The following is a 19,415-nucleotide window of genomic DNA, read 5'->3' on the forward strand; positions in this document are numbered from 1 at the left end:
CCATTGGAGGGCCTGCCGTGCACCGCCGGCACAACGGACTGAGGACCGCCGCACTGCTCGGCGGCCTCTCGGCGCTGATCCTGGTGATCGGCAGCTTCTTCGGCCGTACGGGTCTGGTGATCGCCCTGCTGGTCGCCCTCGGGACCAACGCCTACGCCTACTGGAACAGCGACAAGCTCGCCCTGCGCGCGATGCGGGCCCGCCCGGTGAGCGAGATCGAGGCGCCGCAGCTGTACCGGATCGTCCGCGAGCTCTCCACCTCGGCCCGCCAGCCGATGCCCCGGCTCTACATCTCGCCGACCCCGGCCCCGAACGCCTTCGCCACCGGCCGCAACCCGCGCAACGCCGCCGTCTGCTGCACCGACGGCATCCTGCAGCTGCTGGACGAACGCGAGCTGCGGGGCGTGCTGGGGCACGAGCTGAGCCACGTCTACAACCGGGACATCCTGATCTCCTCGGTCGCCGGGGCGCTCGCCTCGGTGGTGATGTTCCTGGTGAACTTCGCCTGGCTGATCCCCTTCGGCCGCAGCGAGGACGACGACGGCCCGGGGCTGTTCGGGATGCTCGCGATCATGATCCTCGGCCCGCTCGCGGCCTCGCTGATCCAGCTGGCCGTCAGCCGTTCCCGCGAGTACCAGGCCGACGCCGACGGCGCCCGGATCACCGGTGACCCGCTCGCCCTGGCGAGCGCCCTGCGCAAGCTGGAGATCGGGACCAGGCAGCTGCCGCTGCCGCCGGAGCCTCAGCTACAGACCGCCAGCCACATGATGATCGCCAGCCCGTTCCGGCCCGGCGAGGCCGGCGCCAAGCTGTTCTCCACCCACCCCCCGATGGCCGAGCGCATCGCCCGGCTGGAGCGGATGGCGGGCCACCGCGGCTGAGCCGCCGGCTCGCGGCCCGGGTGGCCCTGGCGGCCCTCTGTCGGCCCTGGCGCGGCCCGGGTCAGCCGGTCACGCAGCGCGCCCGTACCTGAACGGGGGTACGGGCGCGTGGACGGGCCTGTGGTGCCGGGTGGCGCGGAGCGCGGTCAGTGCGCGGCCTGCTCCGGGCGGTAGACGCAGAGCGCCCAGATGATGAAGACGTCGAGCGCGATCACGACGAGCGACCAGAGCGGGTAGTACGGCATGGACAGGAAGCTCTCGGCGGCGCTCAGCACGGTGAGGACGATACCGGCGTACCGGGCCCAGGCGGCTCCCCGGAGGACGAAGAGACCGACCACCGCGACCAGCGCGCCGACGACGATCTCGATCCAGCCCCATCCGGTGAGATCGAACCGGAACACGTACCGCGGGGTGGCGATGAACAGCTCGTCGTTCGAGACCGCCATGATGCCCCGCAGCACCTCCATGAAGCCGTTCAGCAGCATCAGGACACCCGCGAACATCACCAGGCCGGGGGCCCAGTCGCTGAACCGCTGCCCGGGCGGGGCGCCGGACCCGGCGCGCCAGGGCTGTGGCTGCTCGGGGCCGGCCGGCGGGGTGCCCGAAGCGCTGTTCATCTGCTCCTCCAGGGCCGAACGGACATGTGCTCCTCCAAAAGCCGAACGGACATTCGGACTTCGACCGTCTGCCGGGCCCGGGCGGCCGGCAACCGGGCCGCGCCTGTTCGGGTGACGCGTCGTGCGTGCCCCGGACGCCCACCGGCGGCGACTGGTAGTGGTTGTCCGACCACTGTCCGGGCCCGGTCCGGCCCCGAGCACGGAAGGCGCGGTGCGTGACTCTTCTGCCGCAGGACGTCGTGGAGCAGGCCCCGCACCCGTCGCACGCCCCCCGGCTGGACCGCTGGCTCTCCGTCCGGCGGCGCCGCCGCGGCCAGGCCCTGGTGGGCTGGCTGACCACCACCGACCACAAGCGCATCGGCACCCTCTACATCACCACCGCGTTCCTGTTCTTCCTGGCCGGCGGGGTGATGGCGATGCTGATGCGGATCGAGCTGGCCCGGCCGGGGCTCCAGCTGCTCTCCAACGAGCAGTTCAACCAGCTGTTCACCATGCACGGCACGATCATGCTGCTGATGTTCGCGACGCCGCTGTTCGCCGGCTTCGCCAACTGGATCATGCCGCTCCAGATCGGCGCGCCCGACGTGGCCTTCCCCCGGCTGAACGCGCTCGCCTACTGGCTCTACCTGTTCGGCTCGCTGATCGTCATGGCGGGCTTCCTGACCCCCGACGGCGCGGCCGACTTCGGCTGGTTCGCCTACGCGCCGCTGAACGGAGCCGAGCACAGCCCCGGTATCGGCGCGGACCTGTGGATCATGGGGCTGGCGTTCTCCGGCTTCGGCACCATCCTGGGCTCGGTCAACTTCATCACCACCGTCGTCTGCTTCCGGGCCCCCGGGATGACGCTGTTCCGGATGCCGATCTTCGTCTGGAACATCCTGCTGACGGCGGTGCTGGTGCTGTTCGCCTTCCCGGTGCTGGCGGCGGCGCTGCTCTGCCTGGAGGCGGACCGCAAGTTCGGGGCGCACGTGTTCGACGCGGCCAACGGCGGGGCCCTGCTCTGGCAGCACCTGTTCTGGTTCTTCGGCCACCCGGAGGTGTACATCATCGCGCTGCCGTTCTTCGGCATCGTGACCGAGGTGATCCCGGTCTTCAGCCGCAAACCCGTCTTCGGCTACCCCGGCCTGATCGGGGCGACCATCACCATCACCGGGCTGTCGGTCACGGTCTGGGCGCACCACATGTTCGTCACCGGGCAGGTGCTGCTGCCGTTCTTCTCGATCATGACGATGCTGATCGCGGTGCCGACTGGGGTGAAGTTCTTCAACTGGATCGGCACCATGTGGCGGGGCTCGCTGAGCTTCGAGACGCCGATGCTCTGGACGGTCGGCTTCCTGGTCACCTTCCTCTTCGGCGGTCTGACGGGCGTTCTGCTGGCGGCCCCGCCGATCGACTTCCACGTCTCGGACTCGTACTTCGTCGTCGCCCACTTCCACTACGTGGTCTTCGGCACCGTCGTCTTCGCGATGTTCGCCGGCTTCCACTTCTGGTGGCCCAAGTTCACCGGCAGGATGCTGGACGAACGGCTCGGGCGGATCCACTTCTGGACGCTCTTCGTCGGCTTCCACACCACCTTCCTGGTGCAGCACTGGCTCGGCGCCGAGGGCATGCCCCGCCGCTACGCCGACTACCTCGCCACGGACGGCTTCACCACCCTGAACACCGTCTCCAGCATCGGATCCTTCCTGCTGGGGATCTCCACGCTGCCGTTCCTCTACAACGTCTGGCACACCGCGCGGTACGGCGAGAAGGTCACCGTGGACGACCCGTGGGGTTACGGCCGCTCGCTGGAGTGGGCCACCTCCTGCCCGCCGCCGCGGCACAACTTCGTCACCCTGCCGCGGATCCGCTCCGAGTCCCCGGCCTTCGACCTGCACCACCCCGGGATCGCCGCGCTCGACCGGCGGGAGAACGCGCGCGAACCGCTGCGCTGACCGGCCGGGCCGCCGCGCTGCCGGGCCGCGCTGCCGCCCCGGGCCGCTCGTTAGGATGACAGCGTGTCCCGCCGGCCGCGGGGCGCACCATCCGGAGGGAGTGGCCGTCATGGCAGAGGAGAGACACGGCCAGGCGGCCGGGGATCCGCGTGCCCGGCGGCGCGGCCAGGGCGAGCTGGAGGCCCAGGTCCTGGCGGTGCTCCAGCGGGCGCCGGGACCGGCCACGGCGGGGTGGGTGCAGGAGCGGCTGGACGGCGACCTGGCGTACACCACCGTGATGACCATCCTGTCCCGGCTGCACGCCAAGAAGGCCGTCTCCCGGACGCGTTCGGGCCGTTCGTACCTGTGGCAGGCGTCCTCCGACGCGGCGGGTCTGGCCGCGCTGCGGATGCGCCGGATGCTCGACGGCGAGGCCGACCGGGACGCCGTGCTGGCCAGCTTCGTCAGTGCTCTGCTGCCGCACGACGAGGAGTTGCTGCGGGCGCTGCTCGACACCGCGTCCGCCGATCCGGCAGTGGCCGACCGTGAGAGCTGACCCGTGGGCTTCTTCGTCTTCCTCCCGCTCATCCTGCCGCTGACGGCGGTGCCGATCGCCCGTCTCACCGAGCAGCATCTGCATCCGCGGGCCGCGACCCGCCTGCTGACCGTGATCAGTGCGGTGATGGCGGTGTGCAGCGCGCTCTGCCTCGGCCTGATCGGCGTGGTGGGCACGGCGCAGATCCCGGGCAACCCGCTGCCGGACAGTTGGTCCGACCCGGAGGTGCGGGCGGCGCTGCCGTACCACGAGACGGTCGGCACGGCGGCGATCTGCCTGCTGGTCGTGGTGACCGGGGCCTGCCTGCGGACGGTCGTGCGGCACCTGCGGGTGCGGGCCCGGGCGCGGCGGGCGCTGGACGGGCTGCCGGCCGGGCCGGCCGACGATCTCGCGGTGCTGCCGGACGAGAGCCCGTACGCGTACGCGCTGCCCGGGTCGCCCGGGCGGGTGGTGGTGTCGACCGGCATGCTGGCCGGGCTGGCCGAGGACGAGCGGGAGGCGCTGCTCGCGCACGAGCGGGCACACCTCGTCCACCGGCACCACCGCTATCTGCTGACCACTCAGCTGGCGGGCAGCGTCAACCCGTTCCTGCGGCCGTTGCGGCAGGCGGTGGCGTTCAGTGCGGAGCGCTGGGCGGACGAGGAGTCGGCCCAGGCGGTGGGGGACCGGCGGATCACGGCGCGCGCGGTGGCGCGGGCGGCGCTGGTCTCGCGCCAGGCGCCGACCCCCGGGTTCGCGGCCTTCGCCGCCCCGGCGCCCGTTCCCGGCCCGGTGCCGCGCCGGGTGGCCGCGCTGCTCGGCCCGGTGCCGTCCACGCGGAACTGGCCGCCGGCGCACACCCGGGCGGGGCTGGCCGCGATGGTCGCCGCGGTGGGTACCGCGGCGTCGGCGCTCTGCGCGCTCAACGCGGCGGTCGCGCTGCTGCTGGTGCTGAAGGCCGTTACGCCGCTGTAGGCCCGCCGTGCCCTCGGGGCCGGCCCTGGCCTGGTCGGCGGCCGTCGATCGAACGTTTGTTCCTTCCTGTTCTATTGAGGCAGGGGTTCGTATGCATGGCGCCCAAGGGGGCGCCCGGCTGCATATGAGGGCGTGCGCGGCGTTTTGCACGCCGGTGCCGGGCTGTGCGGAATCGATTCCTCCCTTGGTGAGGGCGTGCCTTCCGTGGAGAAACCGCCGTTCCGGGCCGGTCTGCGGGTCCGAAAAAACCGGCCGACCGGCCGATCGATAGTCATATTTTCTTAACTATCGATTTGTGATCTGAACTTATCACTCCTAGGGGTGACGGGGCTGGACAGGCCGCCGGGGTGTCGACAATCTTGACGCGAAGTAAGGACCAATCACGTATGCCGAGTTGACCGCAGGCCGGTCAGCGGAATTCTTGGGAGACATCCCGTGGCGGAAGCCCGAGCAGAGTCGGCCCCCGTTATCCAGCAACGTGACACCAGGCGTCAGTTACGCACCGCCCCGATCGCGGCCACCACCCTGTGGGCCGGCACCCTGGCCGAGGTGTTCGATGCCCGGCTGTTCCGGGCCAGTACCGAATCGGTGGCCAGCCGGCTGGAAAAGCACCTGGCCGGCGTGGCGATCCGAGGGCTCGAACTCACCGATCCCGAAATCCTGACCAAGACGGCCCGCGGGCTGATGACCCCGGAACGGGACCGGATCGCCGCCTTCGACGAGGAGCGGTTGTCGGCAATCGTCGACCTCTATGTCCGGACCGGAATCCAGGTCCACTCTCCCGGGGCCATGGGGCGGCAGTTCTCGGGGGTGATCCCGCTCGCCGGGGTCGTCGATTTCGTGAGTTCGGTGGTCAATCAGCCGTCCTCGTTCTACGAGGCGGGCCAGCTGCCCAATGTGGCGGAACGCATCATGGCGGAGGAGCTCAACCGGTTCATCGGGTGGGAACCGGACAGCTTCGCCATGGTGACGACCTCCGGGGGCTCCCTGGCCAATCTCACCGCGCTGCTGGCGGCGCGGAACAAGCACTTCCCGGACTACTGGTCACAGGGCGGCGGCGCGCTCGCCGGGCGGCCCCGGCCCGCCATCGCGGTCGGCGCGGACGTGCACTACAGCGTCTCGCGGGCGGCCGGGGTGATGGGGATCGGCGACGAGCAGCTCGTCCGCCTGCCCCTCGACGCCGACCAGCGGATCTGCCTGGACCGGGCGCGTGCGGCGCTGGCCGAGGCCGAGCGGCGCGGGCTGGAGGTGTTCTGCCTGGTCGCCTCGGCCGGCACCACCGCGGTGGGCGCCTTCGACCCGATCGACGGGCTCGCCGACCTCGCCCGGGAGAAGGGCATCTGGCTGCACGTGGACGGTGCCCACGGCGCCAGCCTGCTGGTCTCCGACAAACTCCGGGGAAAGCTCGGCGGAATCGAGAAGGCGGATTCGCTGACCTGGGACGCGCACAAGATGATGTTCGTCCCGGCGCCCTGCACCCTGCTGTTCTACCGGGACAAACGGGACAGTCTCGGGGCATTCCGCCAGCAGGCCAGCTACGTTTTCGACGAGCAGCCGGACATCTACACGGCGCTGGACAGCGGGGACAAGAACTTCGAGTGCACCAAGCGCCCGATGATCATGCCGCTGTGGGCGCTCTGGAGCATCCACGGGCGGGCCCTTTTCGCGGAGAAGATCGAATACCTCTGCCAGCTGACCGAGGATATCCACCGCATTCTGGTGGACGAGCCGGACTTCGAACCCGTGCACCGGCCGGAGGCGAACATCCTCTGCTTCCGGCACCTGCCGGACGGCCTCGGCGAGAACGAGGTGCACCGCCTCCAGCTGGATATCCGGAACCGGCTCAAAATCCAGGGCAATTTCTTCATCTCCAAGGTCGACATCGACGGGGTGGCCGCCCTGCGGGTGGTCATGATGAACCACCGGACCACCACCGAGCATTTCCGGATGCTGCTCGGCGAGATCAGGCGGGCCGGATACGACCTGCGCCACCGCGACCACAGCAGCGACAGTGAATAGGAATTCGACGATGAGCCCAGTGAGCGTTCCGCAGACCCGGACGCCGACCGTCGACGCCGCCGAGCTGGCGGTCCGGCTGATCCCCGACTGCGAGCTGAAGCCGGACTCGGTCGACGCGGTCGGCAAGCTCCCCACCTTCCTCAGCCGGATGCGGGAGGCCGAGCGGGCCTGCCACGCCCCGTACAGCGAGCTCCCGCACGAGGTGCAGGACGCGCTGGTGCTGCGCCGGCTGCAGCAGATGGTCAACACCGCGCTGCTCAACCCGCTCTGGCGCGAGCGGCTGGCCGGTGGTGGGATCGCCGGCGCCCCCGCGACGTACGAGGACTGGCAGCGCGTCCCGCTCTCCGACAAGGACGTCCAGCGCGACTTCTTCATGGACGGCCGCCCCGGCATGGTGGTGCCGATCGCGGCGGGCGGCTTCGAGATCGTGGCCAGCGGCGGCACCACCAGCGGCCGCCCGCTGGAGACCGTCTACTCGCTGCGGGAGCTGCGCGACACCTACGAGGTGGCCGGCCACTTCATGGGCACGTACCAGCTCGACGAGTACCTGGGCGGCACCGATCCCAAGTGGCTCTACACCACGCTGGCCGACTACCAGATGTGGAGCAGCGGCACCATGGTCGGCGGGGTGCTGGCCAACGTGCCCGGCATCAACTACATCGGCGCCGGCCCGGTGACCGCCCCGGTCCTGGAGCACATGTTCTCCTACCCAGGCCCCAAGGCGCTGATGGGCATCACCGCGGGCATCGCGATCCTCGGTGAACTCGGCGCCGGGATGAGCCGGGAGGCCAAGGAGAGCTTCCGGGTCGCGCTGTACGGCAGCGGGGTGCTGCCGCAGCGCAAGCGGGCCGAACTGCAGGCGATGTACCCGAACCTGGCGATCCTCAGCTACTTCGCCGCCACCCAGGCCGAGACCATCGGCCTCCAGCTGCGGGAGGAGTCGCCCTTCCTGGCCGCGGTCCCCGGTCTGCACCTGGTGGAGATCGTGGACGAGCACGGCCGCTGGGTCGCCGAGGGCGAGGAGGGCGAGCTGGTCGTCACCCGGCTGCACGCCCACGAGGCGCCGCTGCTGCGGCTCAAGCTCGGCGACCGGATGATCCGCCGGCCGCGGCTGGACGGGCCCGGGCTGAAGGCCGAGCAGTTCGAGTTCGCCGGCCGGACCGGGGACATCCTGCACCTGAACGACAGCCAGTACTCCGCCCGGCGCGCCTACGAGGCCCTCCGGGACGAGCTGCGGCGGGCCGGGACGGTCGACCTGGACGAGGTGGCGCACGAGATCCAGTTCGTGAACCACCGGGAGAGCAGGACCATCACGCTGCTCGCCTCGGTGGACGACGTGCCCGGCCTGACCTACCGGGCGGACACCGGGCTCGGGCCGTACGGGCTGCAGCGCGTCTTCGTCAACGCCCTGCCGCGCGCCCTGTCCCTGTTCAACCAGGGCGAGGCGAACCCGGCGTCGATCGAGAAGACCGGCTACCGGTTCCTGCTCACCTTCGTGCCCCGGTCCTCGACCGAGATCGAGCGGACGAGCGTGGGCAAGGTGCCGCTGGTCCGGGACCGCGGCTAGCGCGGACCCGACACCGAACAACCGTAGAGGACAGGAGTGTTATGAAGCCGCAGGTCAACATCGCCGTGGTGGTGGACGTCATCGGGGCGCTCTCGGCCGGCACGCTGCTCGACGGGAACCTCACCCTGGTGGACGACGGATCGTTCCAGAGCACCGGCCAGGGCACGCCCGAGCTGTGCACCGTCGTCGCCCCCGGCCAGGTGATCCAGTGGTCCGCGCTCGCGGTGGACCTCCAGACGCCGGTCGACATCAGGAGCATCACCTTCCTCGGGGCGGGCCACGGCGCGGAGCCGGACCCGGAGGACTTCACCGAGGAGGGCGAGAAGCTCGACCTCGACGTCTGGACCGGCGTGGTGCCGCCGTACATGACCCCCGGGGTGCCGTACCGGTACCGCCTCGAACTGCAGATGTACGAGGGCCCGCACAGCGTGCTGCACATCGACTCGCCCGCGCTGATGTGCATCTGACGGCACGCGCCGTCCACGGCACGCGGATCTGACGGAACTCCCCCGAACGACAACGAGAAAGGCGGGCTCATGCCCCAACAGCTAGCGGTCATCGTGCTGGTGGACGTCGGCAACGCGCTGGCGGCCCGGACGCTGCGGGACAACACCTACCTGTTCGACAACATGAAGCTGCACGGCTCCGAGGGCGAGGGCACCGGCGACCTGGTGACCATCATCAACGGCTCCTACTGGCAGGACGGCTCGCAGGCGAGCGAGCAGGTGCTCAACTGGCTCCCTTACAGCCTCGGTTCGATCCCGCCGACGGTCCCGCGCGGCTACCACGCCGACCGGGCGCGGCAGGCCGACCAGCAGGCGCTGACGGAACTGGCGGCGCTGGCCGACGGATCGGGCACGGTCAGCGCGGCCGATCTCGGCCGGATCCGGCGCACCGCCGGCAAGCGGGTGCGCACCACGGCCGGCACCCGCGGCCTCTCCGGCCAGAAGATGCTGGACGTGACCGGCCAGCTGGTCGCCGACGGCGGGACGTCCGCGCACAGCTACCCCTCCCCGGTGATCACCGACATCATCGGCGAGGCGGTGGACCAGAAGATCATCTACCCGGCCGAGTACGGCTCGCCGGACCTGGTGACGGACGGCTGGTACTGGTCCGCGACGATCGACACCTCCCGGCCCGGCACCTACCGCTACACGATGAAGATCCAGCTCCACGACCTGGTGCGGAAGGGGGAGGACTGGGTCTGGGAGCCGGTGAACCTCAGCTTCGACTCCCGGCTCAAGATCGTCACCGAGCCGCGGCGCAACGCCTTCACCGGGACGGGCATGGGCTACCTCCCCATCCCGCTCGGCGCCCCCGCCTGATCCGCCACCGTCGACGAACGAGGAGGAGAGCAGATGACCACCCCCGCGAGCAACAGCGGTAGCAGCACCGGCGGCGGCAAGGCCAAGCAGGCCCCGCGCAAGGCCGGTTCGCAGCGGCCGATCTCGATCACCGCCGTCGTGGACTGCGTGGGCGCCCTGGCGTCCCGCAGCACCAGCGGCCATCTCTACCTGTACGACACCAACAGGGCCGGCGGCTCGACCGGGTTCGGCACCGAGGAGCTGCGTACCAAGGTCAAGGCCGGCGACCAGCTGCTCTGGAACGTCCTGGCGCTGGAGTGCGAGGCGTTCGTCGCCATCGACGACATCGTGATCGACCCGGACATCTGCGAGCCGGAGCGCAAGGTGTACCCCGGCACCGACGTCGCCTACTGGACCGCGACGGTGAAGAAGGACGCCGGCGGCGTGGTCCCGTACCGGCTGAAGTTCAAGCTGGGCACCCGGGACGCGCCGATCACCGCCGCGCTGTCGCCGGCCCTGGTCGGCTAGACCACTTTCGCACCCAACTCCACACCGAAGGAGGAACGTTGACGAGCGCGAAGCTCAACAGCGTTGAGGAGAAGCAGAATCCGGGCCAGCTGAACTCGGTCCAGCTCAACGTCGTCACCCTGGTCAACATGGAGCGGGCGGCCGCCACCGGCTCGCTCGCCGACGCGATGTACATGATGGACAACAGCGTCGGCGGTTCCGGCCAGGGCACGTCGCACCTGGAGACGGTCTGCAAGCAGGGCCAGGTCCTGAACTGGATCATCCGCCCGATCGACATGGAGAAGCGGCTGGACGGCACCTGGCCGCCCATGCCGAAGATCAACAACATCGTCTTCCTGGACACCGAGGCCGGTGACGAGGAGGACGTCGCGGAGCGGAAGATCTTCACCGAGCTGAAGATCTACGGCATGCCCGACCGCATGCGCGACAAGTTCACCCCCGTCTACTACTACTGGGCGGGCACCGTGCTCAGCACCGCCAAGCCGGGCCTCTACCGGTACCGGCTGGTCGTCGAGCTGGAGCAGGAGCACACCAAGGAGAAGCTCTACCTGAACACGGTCGACCACCCCGCCCTGCGGGTCCTCGCGGTCTGACCCCCGCCCACGCCCTCCACGACGGCCCGCCGGTCTGCCCCCGGCGGGCCGTCGCGGCGTTCCGGAGCCGGTGGGGACCCACCGGAACGGGTATAGGCCACCGGGGGAGACCGTCCGTGGGAGGCTGGGCAGTATGAAGGTGATCGATTTCGTCCTGAACGTGCTCTGGCTGATCTTCTGCGGCATCTGGATGGCCATCGGCTATGTCGTCGCCGGCATCATCTGCTGCGTCCTGATCATCACCATTCCGTTCGGCATCGCGTCGTTCCGCATCGCCGGCTATGTGATCTGGCCGTTCGGCCGCACCACCGTGGAGAAGCCGGGCGCGGGCGCGCCGTCCTGCGTCGGGAACGTCATCTGGCTGGTGTTCGCCGGGTGGTGGCTGGCGATCGGGCACCTGATCACCAGCATCCCGCTGTTCCTGTCGGTCATCGGGATCCCGTTCGGCTGGGCCAACCTGAAGATGATCCCGATCTCGCTGATGCCGCTGGGCCGCGAGGTCGTCGCCACGGACGAGCGGTTCGGCGGGCGCTGAACCCGGCCGGCCGTCCGGCCGGGGGTGCGGGGTGGCGCCGGGGGCCGCAGCATGGAGGGCACGGGGGGTTCGACGTCCGGGCGCCGGGCGGTGGCGTGAGGAGATGCGATGGAGCCGAACGAGCCGCCGGACGCGGAGCGGTCGGCCGAGGCCGAAGCGCGGGTCGAGCTGCTGCGGGCGATCACCGACGAGGTCCACGCGCTGGGCGGGTACCCGGGGCAGCACCATCGTGCCCTGGTCGAGCTGGCGCACGCGTACGCCCTGGTGACCGGCGGCCGGGGAGCGGCCGCCACCTCCAGCCCGGAGCAGCAGCTGTAGCCGGAGCCGGAGGTGGCGTGATGGCGGGCGGTTCCGAGAGGAGTGGCGGCACGCCGGGGGTGGACCCCCGGCTGCTGGGCTCGGTGTTCACCGGGCTCTCGGCCGGCCTGCTCGTGCTGGACCCTGGCGGGCGGATCCTGGCCGCCAACCCGAGGGCCGAGGAACTGCTGGGCCGCCGGGCGGCGGCGATGGCCGGGGAGGACGCCCACGAGCTGCTGCACCGGGGGCCGGGCGGCACGGAGATCCCGCGCGAGCTGTGCGTCCTGCTGGCGGTCGCCGAGCACGGCCGGCCGGCGTGGGGGGAGAGCGACACCTTTCTGACCGGGGACGGGAAGGTACTGCCGGTGCGGTGGTCGGCGGCGCCGGTGACCCGGGACGGGCGCGTTCTGGGGCTGGCCGTGCTGTTCGCCGATATCGCCGGAAGCAGCGCGCCGGTCGGGCGGGAGGCGGGCCGGGTGGACCTGCTGGAGGACCTGGCCGAGCGGCTGACCCTGGTCGGCGAGGTCACCGAGGTGCTGTCGGAGACGCTCGACATCGAGGAGGCGCTGGACCGGCTGGGCCCGCTGCTCGTGCCCCAGCTGGCCGACTGGGTGGCCGTCGACCTGCGGACCGCCGAGGGCGACGTCCGCCGGGTCGCCGTGCTGGGACCGAAGGGCCGGGCCACCGCGCTGGAGGCGTGGCGGGGACCGCTCCCCCCGCCCACCTCGGAGTTCCGGTCGGCGCTGGCCCGCGTCCTGCACGGTGCGGAGCCCGTGGTGATCGACGCCCGGGAGATGGCCCGGCTGCCGGACGACCCGCTCGCCGCCGTACAGGCCGGCTTCCTGCGCGCGCTCGGGGCGACCTCGGCGGCCGTCGTCCCGTTGACCAGCGCCCGTGAGATCACCGGCGCGATGACGGCGGTCCGGACCGTTCGCGACCGGCCGTTCACCGCCCGCGAGCTCGCCCTGCTCGCCGACATCGGCCACCGGGCGGGCGTGGCGATCGACAACGCCCGGCTGTTCGGGGAGCAGCGCGACATCGCCACGGCCATGCAGCACCACCTGCTCACCGACCTGCCGCAGGGCCGGGACCTGCGGCTGGCCGCCCGGTACCAGCCCGCTCCGGCGGGGTCGCGGGTCGGCGGCGACTGGTACGACGCCTTCCTGCTGAAGGACGGGACGACCGCGCTGGTGATCGGCGATGTCATCGGCCACGATCTGCAGGCCGCCGCCCGCATGGCGCAGTTGCGGAACATCCTCCGGGCGCTGGCCTGGGACCGGGGCGAGCCGCCCGCCGCCGTGGTCGCGCGGCTCGACGACGCCATGGCCGGTCTCACGGACGTCCCGATGGCCACCATGGTCCTCGCGTATGTCGAGGGCCCGGCGGGCGGGCCCTGGCTGCTGCGCTGGACCAGCGCGGGACATCCGCCGCCGCTGCTGGTAGCGGCGGCGGCCGGCCCGGCCGGTGGCGGGGCGCCCGGTGACGGCGCGCGCTACCTGGAGGCGGGACAGGGCCTGCTCCTCGGGGCGGGAGGTGACTCCGGGCGCCGGGACGGGGTCGAGCGGCTGCCGCCCGGCTCGACGCTGCTGCTCTTCACCGACGGCCTGGTCGAGGTGCCGGGCGCCGATTTGGGGGCCGGTCTGGAACGGCTCCGAGAGCTCGGCGCGGGCCTGGCGGGGCGTCCGCTGGGGAAGTTCTGCGACGGGATCCTCCGGAGCGTGCCGTCCGGCAGCACCGACGACACGGCCCTCCTCGCTCTGCGGCTGCCGTCGGCCTGAGCGTCGGCCCGGGCGCGGCCCGACCGACCGCCACGGCCGGGGCGGTCGGTCAGCGGGCCGGTCAGCCGGTCAGGGAGGCGGCCAGGTCCGCCACGGCGGAGCGGGCGGCGGCCAGGGAGGCGGCGGCGAGCGGCTGGAGGCCGGCCAGGGCGGGGATGTCGTCGGCCCGGGTGAGTTCGGCGTGGACGAAGTGCAGTGCGCTGTCGGGGACGCCGAGATTGGTGAAGTAGGCGCGCAGGTAGGGGGTCTGGAAGTCGAAGGCCTCGCGCGGGGTGCCCGGGCCGTAGCCGCCGCCGCAGGCGGTGACCACCACGACGCGGGTACCGTCCAGGAGGCTCCGGCCGGTGGCGGGATCGGTGTACGCGCCGGGGAAGCTGACCCGGTCGATCCAGGCCTTCAGCGCGGCGGGAACGGTGAAGTTGTACATCGGCACGCCCAGCAGCACGGTGTCCGCTGCCAGCAGTTCGGCGATCAGCGGCTGGGTGAGGGCCCATTCGCGCCGCTCGTCCGGGCCCTCGGCCAGCGCGGACACCTCGGCGGGCGACAGCACGCCGCGCCGCTCGGCCCGGCGGCCGAGGGGGGCGTAGGCGGGGCCCAGGAGGGGCACCTGGTCGGTGGCGAGGTCCCGGTAGCGGTAGCCGGACGCGCCGTGCCGGGCCCGCCAGGCGTGCGCGAAGCGGGCGGTCAGGTCACGGCTGACCGATTCGCCCGGGAGGTCTGCGCTTGAATCCAGGTGCAGCAGGGTGGTGGTGGTCATCGGGGTCTCTCCTCGTCACCTCGGTGGTGGGTGGATCGTCATCTCCGTGACGGGGTGGCCCGAGGAAAGGTGACCGATGGACGGACGCGAGGAACCGGCGGACGGGTGCGAGGAACTGGCGGCGCGGTTCGAGGGCGAGCGCGGCCGGCTGCGGGCCGTCGCGCACCGGATGCTGGGCTCGGCGGCGGAGGCGGAGGACGCCGTGCAGGAGGCCTGGCTGCGGCTCGGCCGGGCGGACGCGGCGGCGGTCGAGAACCTGCCCGGCTGGCTGACCACCGTCGTCTCCCGGATCTGCCTCGACCTGCTGCGGGCACGGGCGGTACGGCGGGAGGAGCCGGCGGGGGAGCGGCTGCCGGACGGGGCCGGCGAGGACGGTGGTCCCGAGGAGGCGGCGCTGCTGGCCGAGGAGGTCGGCCGGGCCCTGCTCGTGGTGCTGGACCGGCTCGGGCCCGCGGAGCGCGTCGCCTTCGTGCTGCACGACGGCTTCGCGGTGCCCTTCGAACAGATCGCGCCCATCGTCGGGCGCACCACGGTGGCCGCCAAGAAGCTCGCCAGCCGGGCCCGGCAGCGGGTGCGGGGCCCGGCCGCGGTGCCGGCGGCGGAACTGGCCGGGCACCGCGAGGTGGTGGAGGCCTTCCTGGCCGCCTCGCGCGGCGGCGACCTCGACGCGCTGCTCGCGGTGCTGGCGCCGGACGTGGTCCGCCGGGCCGATCCGGCCGCGCTGCCCGCCGGGCGGGCGGCGGTGGCGCGTGGCGCCCTGGTCGTCGCGGGGGAGACGCTGGTGTTCGGGCGGCGGGCGCGGTTCGCGGCGCCCGCCCTGGTGAACGGGGACGTGGGGGTGGTGGTCGCGCCGGGCGGGCGGCTGCGGCTGGTCCTGCTGGTGACGGTGGAGCGGGGGCGGGTCGCGGCGTACGAGGTGATCGCCGATCCGGAGCGGATCGCGCGGCTGGACCTGGCCCTGCTGCCGGACGGGTGACCGCCGGGGCCGTGTCCTGACTTGCCCTGTCCTGTCCTGACCTGACCTGACCGGCTCGGTCAGGTCAGGTCAGGGCGCCTCGGCGATCTGGACGATCATCTTGCCGGTGTTGGCGCCCCGGAGCATGCCGAGGAAGGCGTCCACCACGTGCTCGAAGCCCCGCACGACGGTCTCGTCCGGCACGACGGCGCCGGAGCGCAGATGCGGGACGAGGAAGTCGTACAGCTCCGGCCTGGCGTCCAGGTGGTTGCGGACCAGGAAGCCCTCCAGCCGCAGGCTCTTGCCGACCACGTCGAAGAGGTTGCGGGGCGCGGCCGGCGGCTGCCGTAGGTGGTTGTACTGGGCGACGGCGCCGCACCAGGCGATCCGGCCGTGCTCGCGCAGCGCGGTGATCGCGCCTTCGAGGTGGTCGCCGCCGGCGTTGTCCAGGTAGACGTCGAGGCCGTCGGGGGCCGCCTCGCGGAGCCGGTCGGCGATCGGGGCGTCGTGGTAGTCGAACGCGGCGTCGAAGCCGAGGTGTTCGGTGAGGTGCCGGGCCTTGGCGGCGGAGCCGGTGCTGCCGATGATCCGGCCGGCGCCGAGCAGGCGGGCGAGCCGGCCGGCGGCGGTGCCGACGCCGCCGGCGGCCGCCGAGATGAAGATCGTCTCGCCGGGCTGGAGCCGGGCGACCCTGGTCAGGCCGACCCAGGCGGACAGCCCGGTGCCGCCGAGGACGCCGAGGTGGGCGGTGAGCGGGACGCCCTCGAAGGCGGGCAGCGGGGTGGCCTCGGCCGCGGTGACCACCGAGTGGGTGCGCCAGGCCCTGCGGTGGAACACCAGTTCGCCGACCGGCAGGGCGGGGGTGCGGGACTCGACCACCCGGCCGAGGGTGCGGCCCTCCAGCGGGGCGTTGAGCTCCCAGCCGCCCTCCTCCATCTCCTCGCGCATGTACGGGTCGACGGACTGGTGGATGTTCTCGACGAGCGCCTCGCCCGCGGTGAGCGCGGGGACGGTCTCGTCGAGGAAGGCGAAGTCGTCGGCGGTGGGCGGGCCCGACGGGCGGGCGACCTGGTGGACGACGCGGGCGATGGGGCGGGACATCGGGTGCTCCGGGGGTGGTGGCGGGCGCGGCGGACGTGATCACCGTAGGAAGGCGGCCGGGTCCCGGGCAGGGGCCGGCGTCGATGGAAGGCCGGGTTCCATGAGCAGCATTGATGGATGCCGGTAGATTCGGCGCATGAGCGATCTCGCCCCGCACGAACTGCGCATCCTGGTCGCCGTCGAGCAGGAACAGGGCTTCACGGCGGCGGCCGCGCGCCTGGGGATGACCCAGTCCGCCGTCTCGCACGCCGTGCGCTCCTGCGAACGGAAGCTCGGTGCGGTGCTCTTCGACCGCGGACGCCACGGCGCCCGCGCCACGGACGCCGGCGCGCGGGCCGTCACGTACGCCCGCCGGATCCTGCGGCTGCTGGAGGTGATGGGACCGGAGGTGCGCGGCGCCGGGGCCGGGGACGCGGCCGGGGAGGTGACCGGGCCGCTGCGGATCGTGGCCTTCCGCAGCGTCGCGGCCCACCTGCTGCCGCCCGTCCTGGCCCGGCTCACCGCCCGCCACCCCGGGCTGACGCCGCAGGTCCGGATCGTCCGCGAGCTCGGCCGCGGCGCGGCCGGCGAGGTCGCCGACGGCCGCGCCGACCTCGGGCTCGCCACACTCGACGACTCCGCCCCGCCGCCCGTCCCCGGTCTGCTGGCGGTGCGGCTCTTCGAGGAGTCGTACGCGCTGGTGCACCCGCAGGGCCATCCGGCGCCGCGCGGGCTGCCGCTGGTCGACTGGGACGAGAACTGCGGCTCCTACACCCGCGACTGGTGGGGCCGGCAGGACTGGATCCCGCCCGCGACCATCGACGTCGAGGACGACTCGGTCGCCGTCTCGCTGGTCTCCCAGGGCCTCGGCATGGCGATCATGCCCCGGACGGCCCTGCTCGGCGCCCCGGACGGCCTGGCCGTCACCGGCCTCGGTCCGCGGCCGCCGACCCGGTTCGTCGGGTACGTCACCACGCCCGAACTGGCCGGTACGGCGCCCGTCCGGGCGCTGATCCGCGAACTGCGGGCGCTCGCCCTGCCGGAGGGGTTGGAGCGGGTCTGACACATGAGGGCCGTCAGGCAGCCGAGCCGCCCGCCGATGCCCGCTCGCCCGACGCCCGCTTGCCCGACACCCGCCCGCCCGTCGTCTTCGTCAGCGCACGACCGCCGAGACCGGTCGGTGGCGTAGCGCCCAGGCGGCCGCCGACGCGGCGCAGGGCACCGCGACCAGGAGGCACACCCCGGCCACCAGCCCGACCGGCCGCCACGGCACCACCCACGGCGCCGGCACCCCGAGCAGCGCCAACCCGGTTCGCATGGCGGCCAGCTGGACGGCGGCCACCGCGCAGCCCAGCACCGCGCCGACCGCCGCCACCAGCGCCGACTCGGCCGTCGCCAGCCGCACCACCTGGGCCCGGGTGGCGCCCGCCAGCCGCCACAGGGCGAGCTCCCGGCGCCGGTCGGCGGTGGCCATGACGACGGTGTTGGCGAGCGCGAGGCCGGTGTACACCAGGGCGAGGCCGAGGACCAGGACGGTGCGCAGCCAGGCGATCCGGCCGGTGGCGGGTGCGGTGGCGGTGAGCCAGTCGTCCCGGGTGCGGACCGTCGCGCCGGACGGCCCGGCGGCGGCCCGTACCCGCGTGGTGGCGGCGGCCCGGTCGGTGCCGGGGGCGAACCGGACCTCGATCCGGTCGACCCGTGCGCCCGGGGCGTTGCGGGCGGTCACATAGAGGCCGTTGTCGCCGAGGCCGTCGCGCAGGACGGCGGCCACCCGCAGCGTCGTCCGGCTGCCGTCCGCCCGGATCACCGGCACCGGCTCGCCGACCGTCGTCCGCCCCCACCCGGCGGGCAGCACGATGCCGTCGTCGTCCAGGGCGGTCACCGAGCCGGCCGTCACGGGCAGCCGTGCGACCGCCGCCAGCCCGGCCGGATCGGCCGTCCGGGCCTCGGACCCGACGGCGATGCCGTCCGGCTCGACCAGGGCGAGCGTGGTGGGCCCCGACGGGGAGACGGTGACGTCGGGGACGGCGCGCAGCGCCTCGGTGAGCGCAGCCAGGGTCGGGGCCGGGGTCGCCGTCGTGCCGGGGACGACCACGAGATCGGCGGCGGTCCGCGCGTCGGCCTCGGCCGTCCGGGCGGCGCTCACCGTGTCCAGCGCCCCGGCGAGCGAACCGGTCAGGGCCACCGCGATCAGCACCGGTGCGGCGATCGCCCCGCTGCGACGCAGGGCCGCCGTGGCGTTCTCCCGGACCAGCCGGCCGGTGTACCGGGTCAGCCGGGCCGGGAGCCAGGTGAGGGCGCGGATCACCGGGCGGGCGAGGACCGGGGCGAGCAGCCCGCAGGCGCTGATCAGCAGCATCGGCTGGGTGGTGTAGGTCTTGCGGTGCAGGAGGTCGGCGGGGTCGGTGACGAGCGCCGTTCCGGTCAGCACGGCGGCGGTCAGCAGCAGCCCGAGGCCCCAGAGCCACCGGCCCGAGGTCATCACGCCGGTGTCGAGGTCGGCCACCCGCAGGGCGTCCAGGGGGCCGGCCCGGCCGGCGCGGCGGGCCGCCACCGCCACCCCGGACAGGGTGACGAGCAGACCGGACCAGAACGCGGCGTGCAGCGGCCAGGCCTGCTGGCCCGGTACGAAGCCGGGCGGCGCCATGCCGGCCTCCACCAGCCATCGCACCAGGCCCGGCGCGGCGAGCCGTCCGAGCGCGCAGCCCGCGGCGGAGGCGGCCGCGCCGAGGAGGAGCGCTTCGGTGAGAACGCTCCGCCGGACCTGCGCCCGGGTCGCGCCGGCCAGCCGGAGCAGGCCGAACTCGCGGCGGCGTTGGGCGACGGCGTAGGAGAAGGTGGACGCGACGACGAACGCCGAGACGAAGGCACTCACCCCGCCCGCCGTGCCGAGCGCCGCCACCAGCGAGACCAGCGCCTCCCCGCCGGGTGCGCCGACGGCGGTGGCGAGCCCCAGCAGCATCACCGCCGTCATCGCGACCCCGAGCGCGAGGGCCACGAACGCTCCGACGAGCGACGTCCAGCGGGTCTTCAGCGAGGTGATCGCGATCCGTACCATTCCCATGCCGCCAGCCAACCGTC

At 72.9% G+C, this 19,415-nt stretch carries 19 protein-coding genes; 15 read left to right on the top strand and 4 right to left on the bottom strand.

The window, feature by feature from the left end:
- Nucleotides 1-17 precede the first annotated feature (17 nt).
- Complete coding sequence (gene htpX / locus ACIO5D_RS05245) at nt 18-881, top strand: zinc metalloprotease HtpX (protein WP_363605918.1); 864 nt, start codon at nt 18-20, stop codon at nt 879-881.
- A 146-nt stretch (nt 882-1,027) separates the two neighbouring features.
- Here htpX and ACIO5D_RS05250 read toward each other — a convergent pair whose 3' ends face one another.
- The gene (locus tag ACIO5D_RS05250; protein WP_363605916.1) at nt 1,028-1,498 is read right to left on the bottom strand and encodes a hypothetical protein; all 471 of its coding nucleotides are present in this window, start codon (nt 1,496-1,498) and stop codon (nt 1,028-1,030) included.
- A 275-nt stretch (nt 1,499-1,773) separates the two neighbouring features.
- Between ACIO5D_RS05250 and ctaD the strand changes: the two genes are divergently transcribed.
- The 12 genes from ctaD (at nt 1,774) to ACIO5D_RS05310 (ending at nt 13,542) form a co-directional block, all read left to right on the top strand.
- Nucleotides 1,774-3,432 (top strand): cytochrome c oxidase subunit I, encoded by a 1,659-nt coding sequence (ctaD, locus tag ACIO5D_RS05255; protein ID WP_363606052.1) that lies wholly within the window; start codon nt 1,774-1,776, stop codon nt 3,430-3,432.
- A gap of 109 nt (nt 3,433-3,541) precedes the next feature.
- Nucleotides 3,542-3,967, top strand: coding sequence for a BlaI/MecI/CopY family transcriptional regulator (locus ACIO5D_RS05260; protein WP_363605914.1), 426 nt, complete (start codon nt 3,542-3,544; stop codon nt 3,965-3,967).
- Nucleotides 3,968-3,970: 3 nt separating this feature from the next.
- Entirely contained in the window at nt 3,971-4,921 is a 951-nt protein-coding gene (locus tag ACIO5D_RS05265) for a M56 family metallopeptidase (protein WP_363605913.1), read from the top strand.
- A gap of 435 nt (nt 4,922-5,356) precedes the next feature.
- A complete protein-coding gene (locus tag ACIO5D_RS05270; protein WP_400793995.1) occupies nt 5,357-6,940 on the top strand; it encodes a pyridoxal phosphate-dependent decarboxylase family protein in 1,584 nt (527 codons plus the stop codon).
- 10 nt (nt 6,941-6,950) lie between these two features.
- Nucleotides 6,951-8,507, top strand: coding sequence for a hypothetical protein (locus tag ACIO5D_RS05275; protein WP_400793996.1), 1,557 nt, complete (start codon nt 6,951-6,953; stop codon nt 8,505-8,507).
- Between the two features lie 41 nt (nt 8,508-8,548).
- Complete coding sequence (locus tag ACIO5D_RS05280; protein WP_400654455.1) at nt 8,549-8,974, top strand: hypothetical protein; 426 nt, start codon at nt 8,549-8,551, stop codon at nt 8,972-8,974.
- A gap of 69 nt (nt 8,975-9,043) precedes the next feature.
- Complete coding sequence (locus ACIO5D_RS05285) at nt 9,044-9,832, top strand: hypothetical protein (RefSeq protein WP_363605908.1); 789 nt, start codon at nt 9,044-9,046, stop codon at nt 9,830-9,832.
- A gap of 33 nt (nt 9,833-9,865) precedes the next feature.
- On the top strand, nt 9,866-10,339 hold the full coding sequence (locus ACIO5D_RS05290; protein WP_400654459.1) for a hypothetical protein: 474 nt from the start codon (nt 9,866-9,868) through the stop codon (nt 10,337-10,339).
- A 38-nt stretch (nt 10,340-10,377) separates the two neighbouring features.
- Entirely contained in the window at nt 10,378-10,932 is a 555-nt protein-coding gene (locus ACIO5D_RS05295; protein WP_400756202.1) for a hypothetical protein, read from the top strand.
- 133 nt (nt 10,933-11,065) lie between these two features.
- Complete coding sequence (locus ACIO5D_RS05300) at nt 11,066-11,467, top strand: YccF domain-containing protein (RefSeq protein WP_363605904.1); 402 nt, start codon at nt 11,066-11,068, stop codon at nt 11,465-11,467.
- A gap of 108 nt (nt 11,468-11,575) precedes the next feature.
- Nucleotides 11,576-11,785 (top strand): hypothetical protein, encoded by a 210-nt coding sequence (locus tag ACIO5D_RS05305; RefSeq protein ID WP_363605902.1) that lies wholly within the window; start codon nt 11,576-11,578, stop codon nt 11,783-11,785.
- Between the two features lie 20 nt (nt 11,786-11,805).
- Nucleotides 11,806-13,542, top strand: coding sequence for a SpoIIE family protein phosphatase (locus ACIO5D_RS05310; protein ID WP_400793997.1), 1,737 nt, complete (start codon nt 11,806-11,808; stop codon nt 13,540-13,542).
- A gap of 61 nt (nt 13,543-13,603) precedes the next feature.
- Here the strand turns inward: ACIO5D_RS05310 and ACIO5D_RS05315 are convergent, their stop codons facing one another.
- On the bottom strand, nt 13,604-14,299 hold the full coding sequence (locus ACIO5D_RS05315) for an FMN-dependent NADH-azoreductase (RefSeq protein ID WP_400793998.1): 696 nt from the start codon (nt 14,297-14,299) through the stop codon (nt 13,604-13,606).
- A 76-nt stretch (nt 14,300-14,375) separates the two neighbouring features.
- Here ACIO5D_RS05315 and ACIO5D_RS05320 point away from each other — a divergent pair, with 76 nt between their 5' ends.
- Nucleotides 14,376-15,275, top strand: coding sequence for a sigma-70 family RNA polymerase sigma factor (locus ACIO5D_RS05320; RefSeq protein WP_363605897.1), 900 nt, complete (start codon nt 14,376-14,378; stop codon nt 15,273-15,275).
- A 69-nt stretch (nt 15,276-15,344) separates the two neighbouring features.
- Here ACIO5D_RS05320 and ACIO5D_RS05325 read toward each other — a convergent pair whose 3' ends face one another.
- Nucleotides 15,345-16,355: an NADP-dependent oxidoreductase gene (locus ACIO5D_RS05325; RefSeq protein ID WP_400793999.1), complete on the bottom strand. Its 1,011-nt coding sequence runs from the start codon at nt 16,353-16,355 to the stop codon at nt 15,345-15,347.
- A gap of 136 nt (nt 16,356-16,491) precedes the next feature.
- Here ACIO5D_RS05325 and ACIO5D_RS05330 point away from each other — a divergent pair, with 136 nt between their 5' ends.
- A complete protein-coding gene (locus tag ACIO5D_RS05330; RefSeq protein ID WP_400794000.1) occupies nt 16,492-17,397 on the top strand; it encodes a LysR family transcriptional regulator in 906 nt (301 codons plus the stop codon).
- Between the two features lie 90 nt (nt 17,398-17,487).
- On the opposite strand, the gene ACIO5D_RS05335 is transcribed toward ACIO5D_RS05330, so the two are convergent.
- Nucleotides 17,488-19,398 (bottom strand): FtsX-like permease family protein, encoded by a 1,911-nt coding sequence (locus ACIO5D_RS05335; protein ID WP_400794001.1) that lies wholly within the window; start codon nt 19,396-19,398, stop codon nt 17,488-17,490.
- Nucleotides 19,399-19,415 lie beyond the last annotated feature (17 nt).

It is taken from the genome of Kitasatospora sp. NPDC087315, assembly GCF_044744345.1.
Classification (GTDB): domain Bacteria; phylum Actinomycetota; class Actinomycetes; order Streptomycetales; family Streptomycetaceae; genus Kitasatospora.

What these genes read in the sequence shown, in the direction of transcription:
- ACIO5D_RS05250 (WP_363605916.1), bottom strand. Translation starts at nt 1,498, where the DNA reads ATGAACAGCGCTTCGGGCACCCCGCCGGCCGGCCCCGAGCAGCCACAG.
- ACIO5D_RS05260 (WP_363605914.1), top strand. Translation starts at nt 3,542, where the DNA reads ATGGCAGAGGAGAGACACGGCCAGGCGGCCGGGGATCCGCGTGCCCGG.
- ACIO5D_RS05275 (WP_400793996.1), top strand. Translation starts at nt 6,951, where the DNA reads ATGAGCCCAGTGAGCGTTCCGCAGACCCGGACGCCGACCGTCGACGCC.
- ACIO5D_RS05280 (WP_400654455.1), top strand. Translation starts at nt 8,549, where the DNA reads ATGAAGCCGCAGGTCAACATCGCCGTGGTGGTGGACGTCATCGGGGCG.
- ACIO5D_RS05285 (WP_363605908.1), top strand. Translation starts at nt 9,044, where the DNA reads ATGCCCCAACAGCTAGCGGTCATCGTGCTGGTGGACGTCGGCAACGCG.
- ACIO5D_RS05290 (WP_400654459.1), top strand. Translation starts at nt 9,866, where the DNA reads ATGACCACCCCCGCGAGCAACAGCGGTAGCAGCACCGGCGGCGGCAAG.
- ACIO5D_RS05300 (WP_363605904.1), top strand. Translation starts at nt 11,066, where the DNA reads ATGAAGGTGATCGATTTCGTCCTGAACGTGCTCTGGCTGATCTTCTGC.
- ACIO5D_RS05305 (WP_363605902.1), top strand. Translation starts at nt 11,576, where the DNA reads ATGGAGCCGAACGAGCCGCCGGACGCGGAGCGGTCGGCCGAGGCCGAA.
- ACIO5D_RS05310 (WP_400793997.1), top strand. Translation starts at nt 11,806, where the DNA reads ATGGCGGGCGGTTCCGAGAGGAGTGGCGGCACGCCGGGGGTGGACCCC.
- ACIO5D_RS05315 (WP_400793998.1), bottom strand. Translation starts at nt 14,299, where the DNA reads ATGACCACCACCACCCTGCTGCACCTGGATTCAAGCGCAGACCTCCCG.
- ACIO5D_RS05320 (WP_363605897.1), top strand. Translation starts at nt 14,376, where the DNA reads ATGGACGGACGCGAGGAACCGGCGGACGGGTGCGAGGAACTGGCGGCG.
- ACIO5D_RS05325 (WP_400793999.1), bottom strand. Translation starts at nt 16,355, where the DNA reads ATGTCCCGCCCCATCGCCCGCGTCGTCCACCAGGTCGCCCGCCCGTCG.
- ACIO5D_RS05330 (WP_400794000.1), top strand. Translation starts at nt 16,492, where the DNA reads ATGAGCGATCTCGCCCCGCACGAACTGCGCATCCTGGTCGCCGTCGAG.
- ACIO5D_RS05335 (WP_400794001.1), bottom strand. Translation starts at nt 19,398, where the DNA reads ATGGGAATGGTACGGATCGCGATCACCTCGCTGAAGACCCGCTGGACG.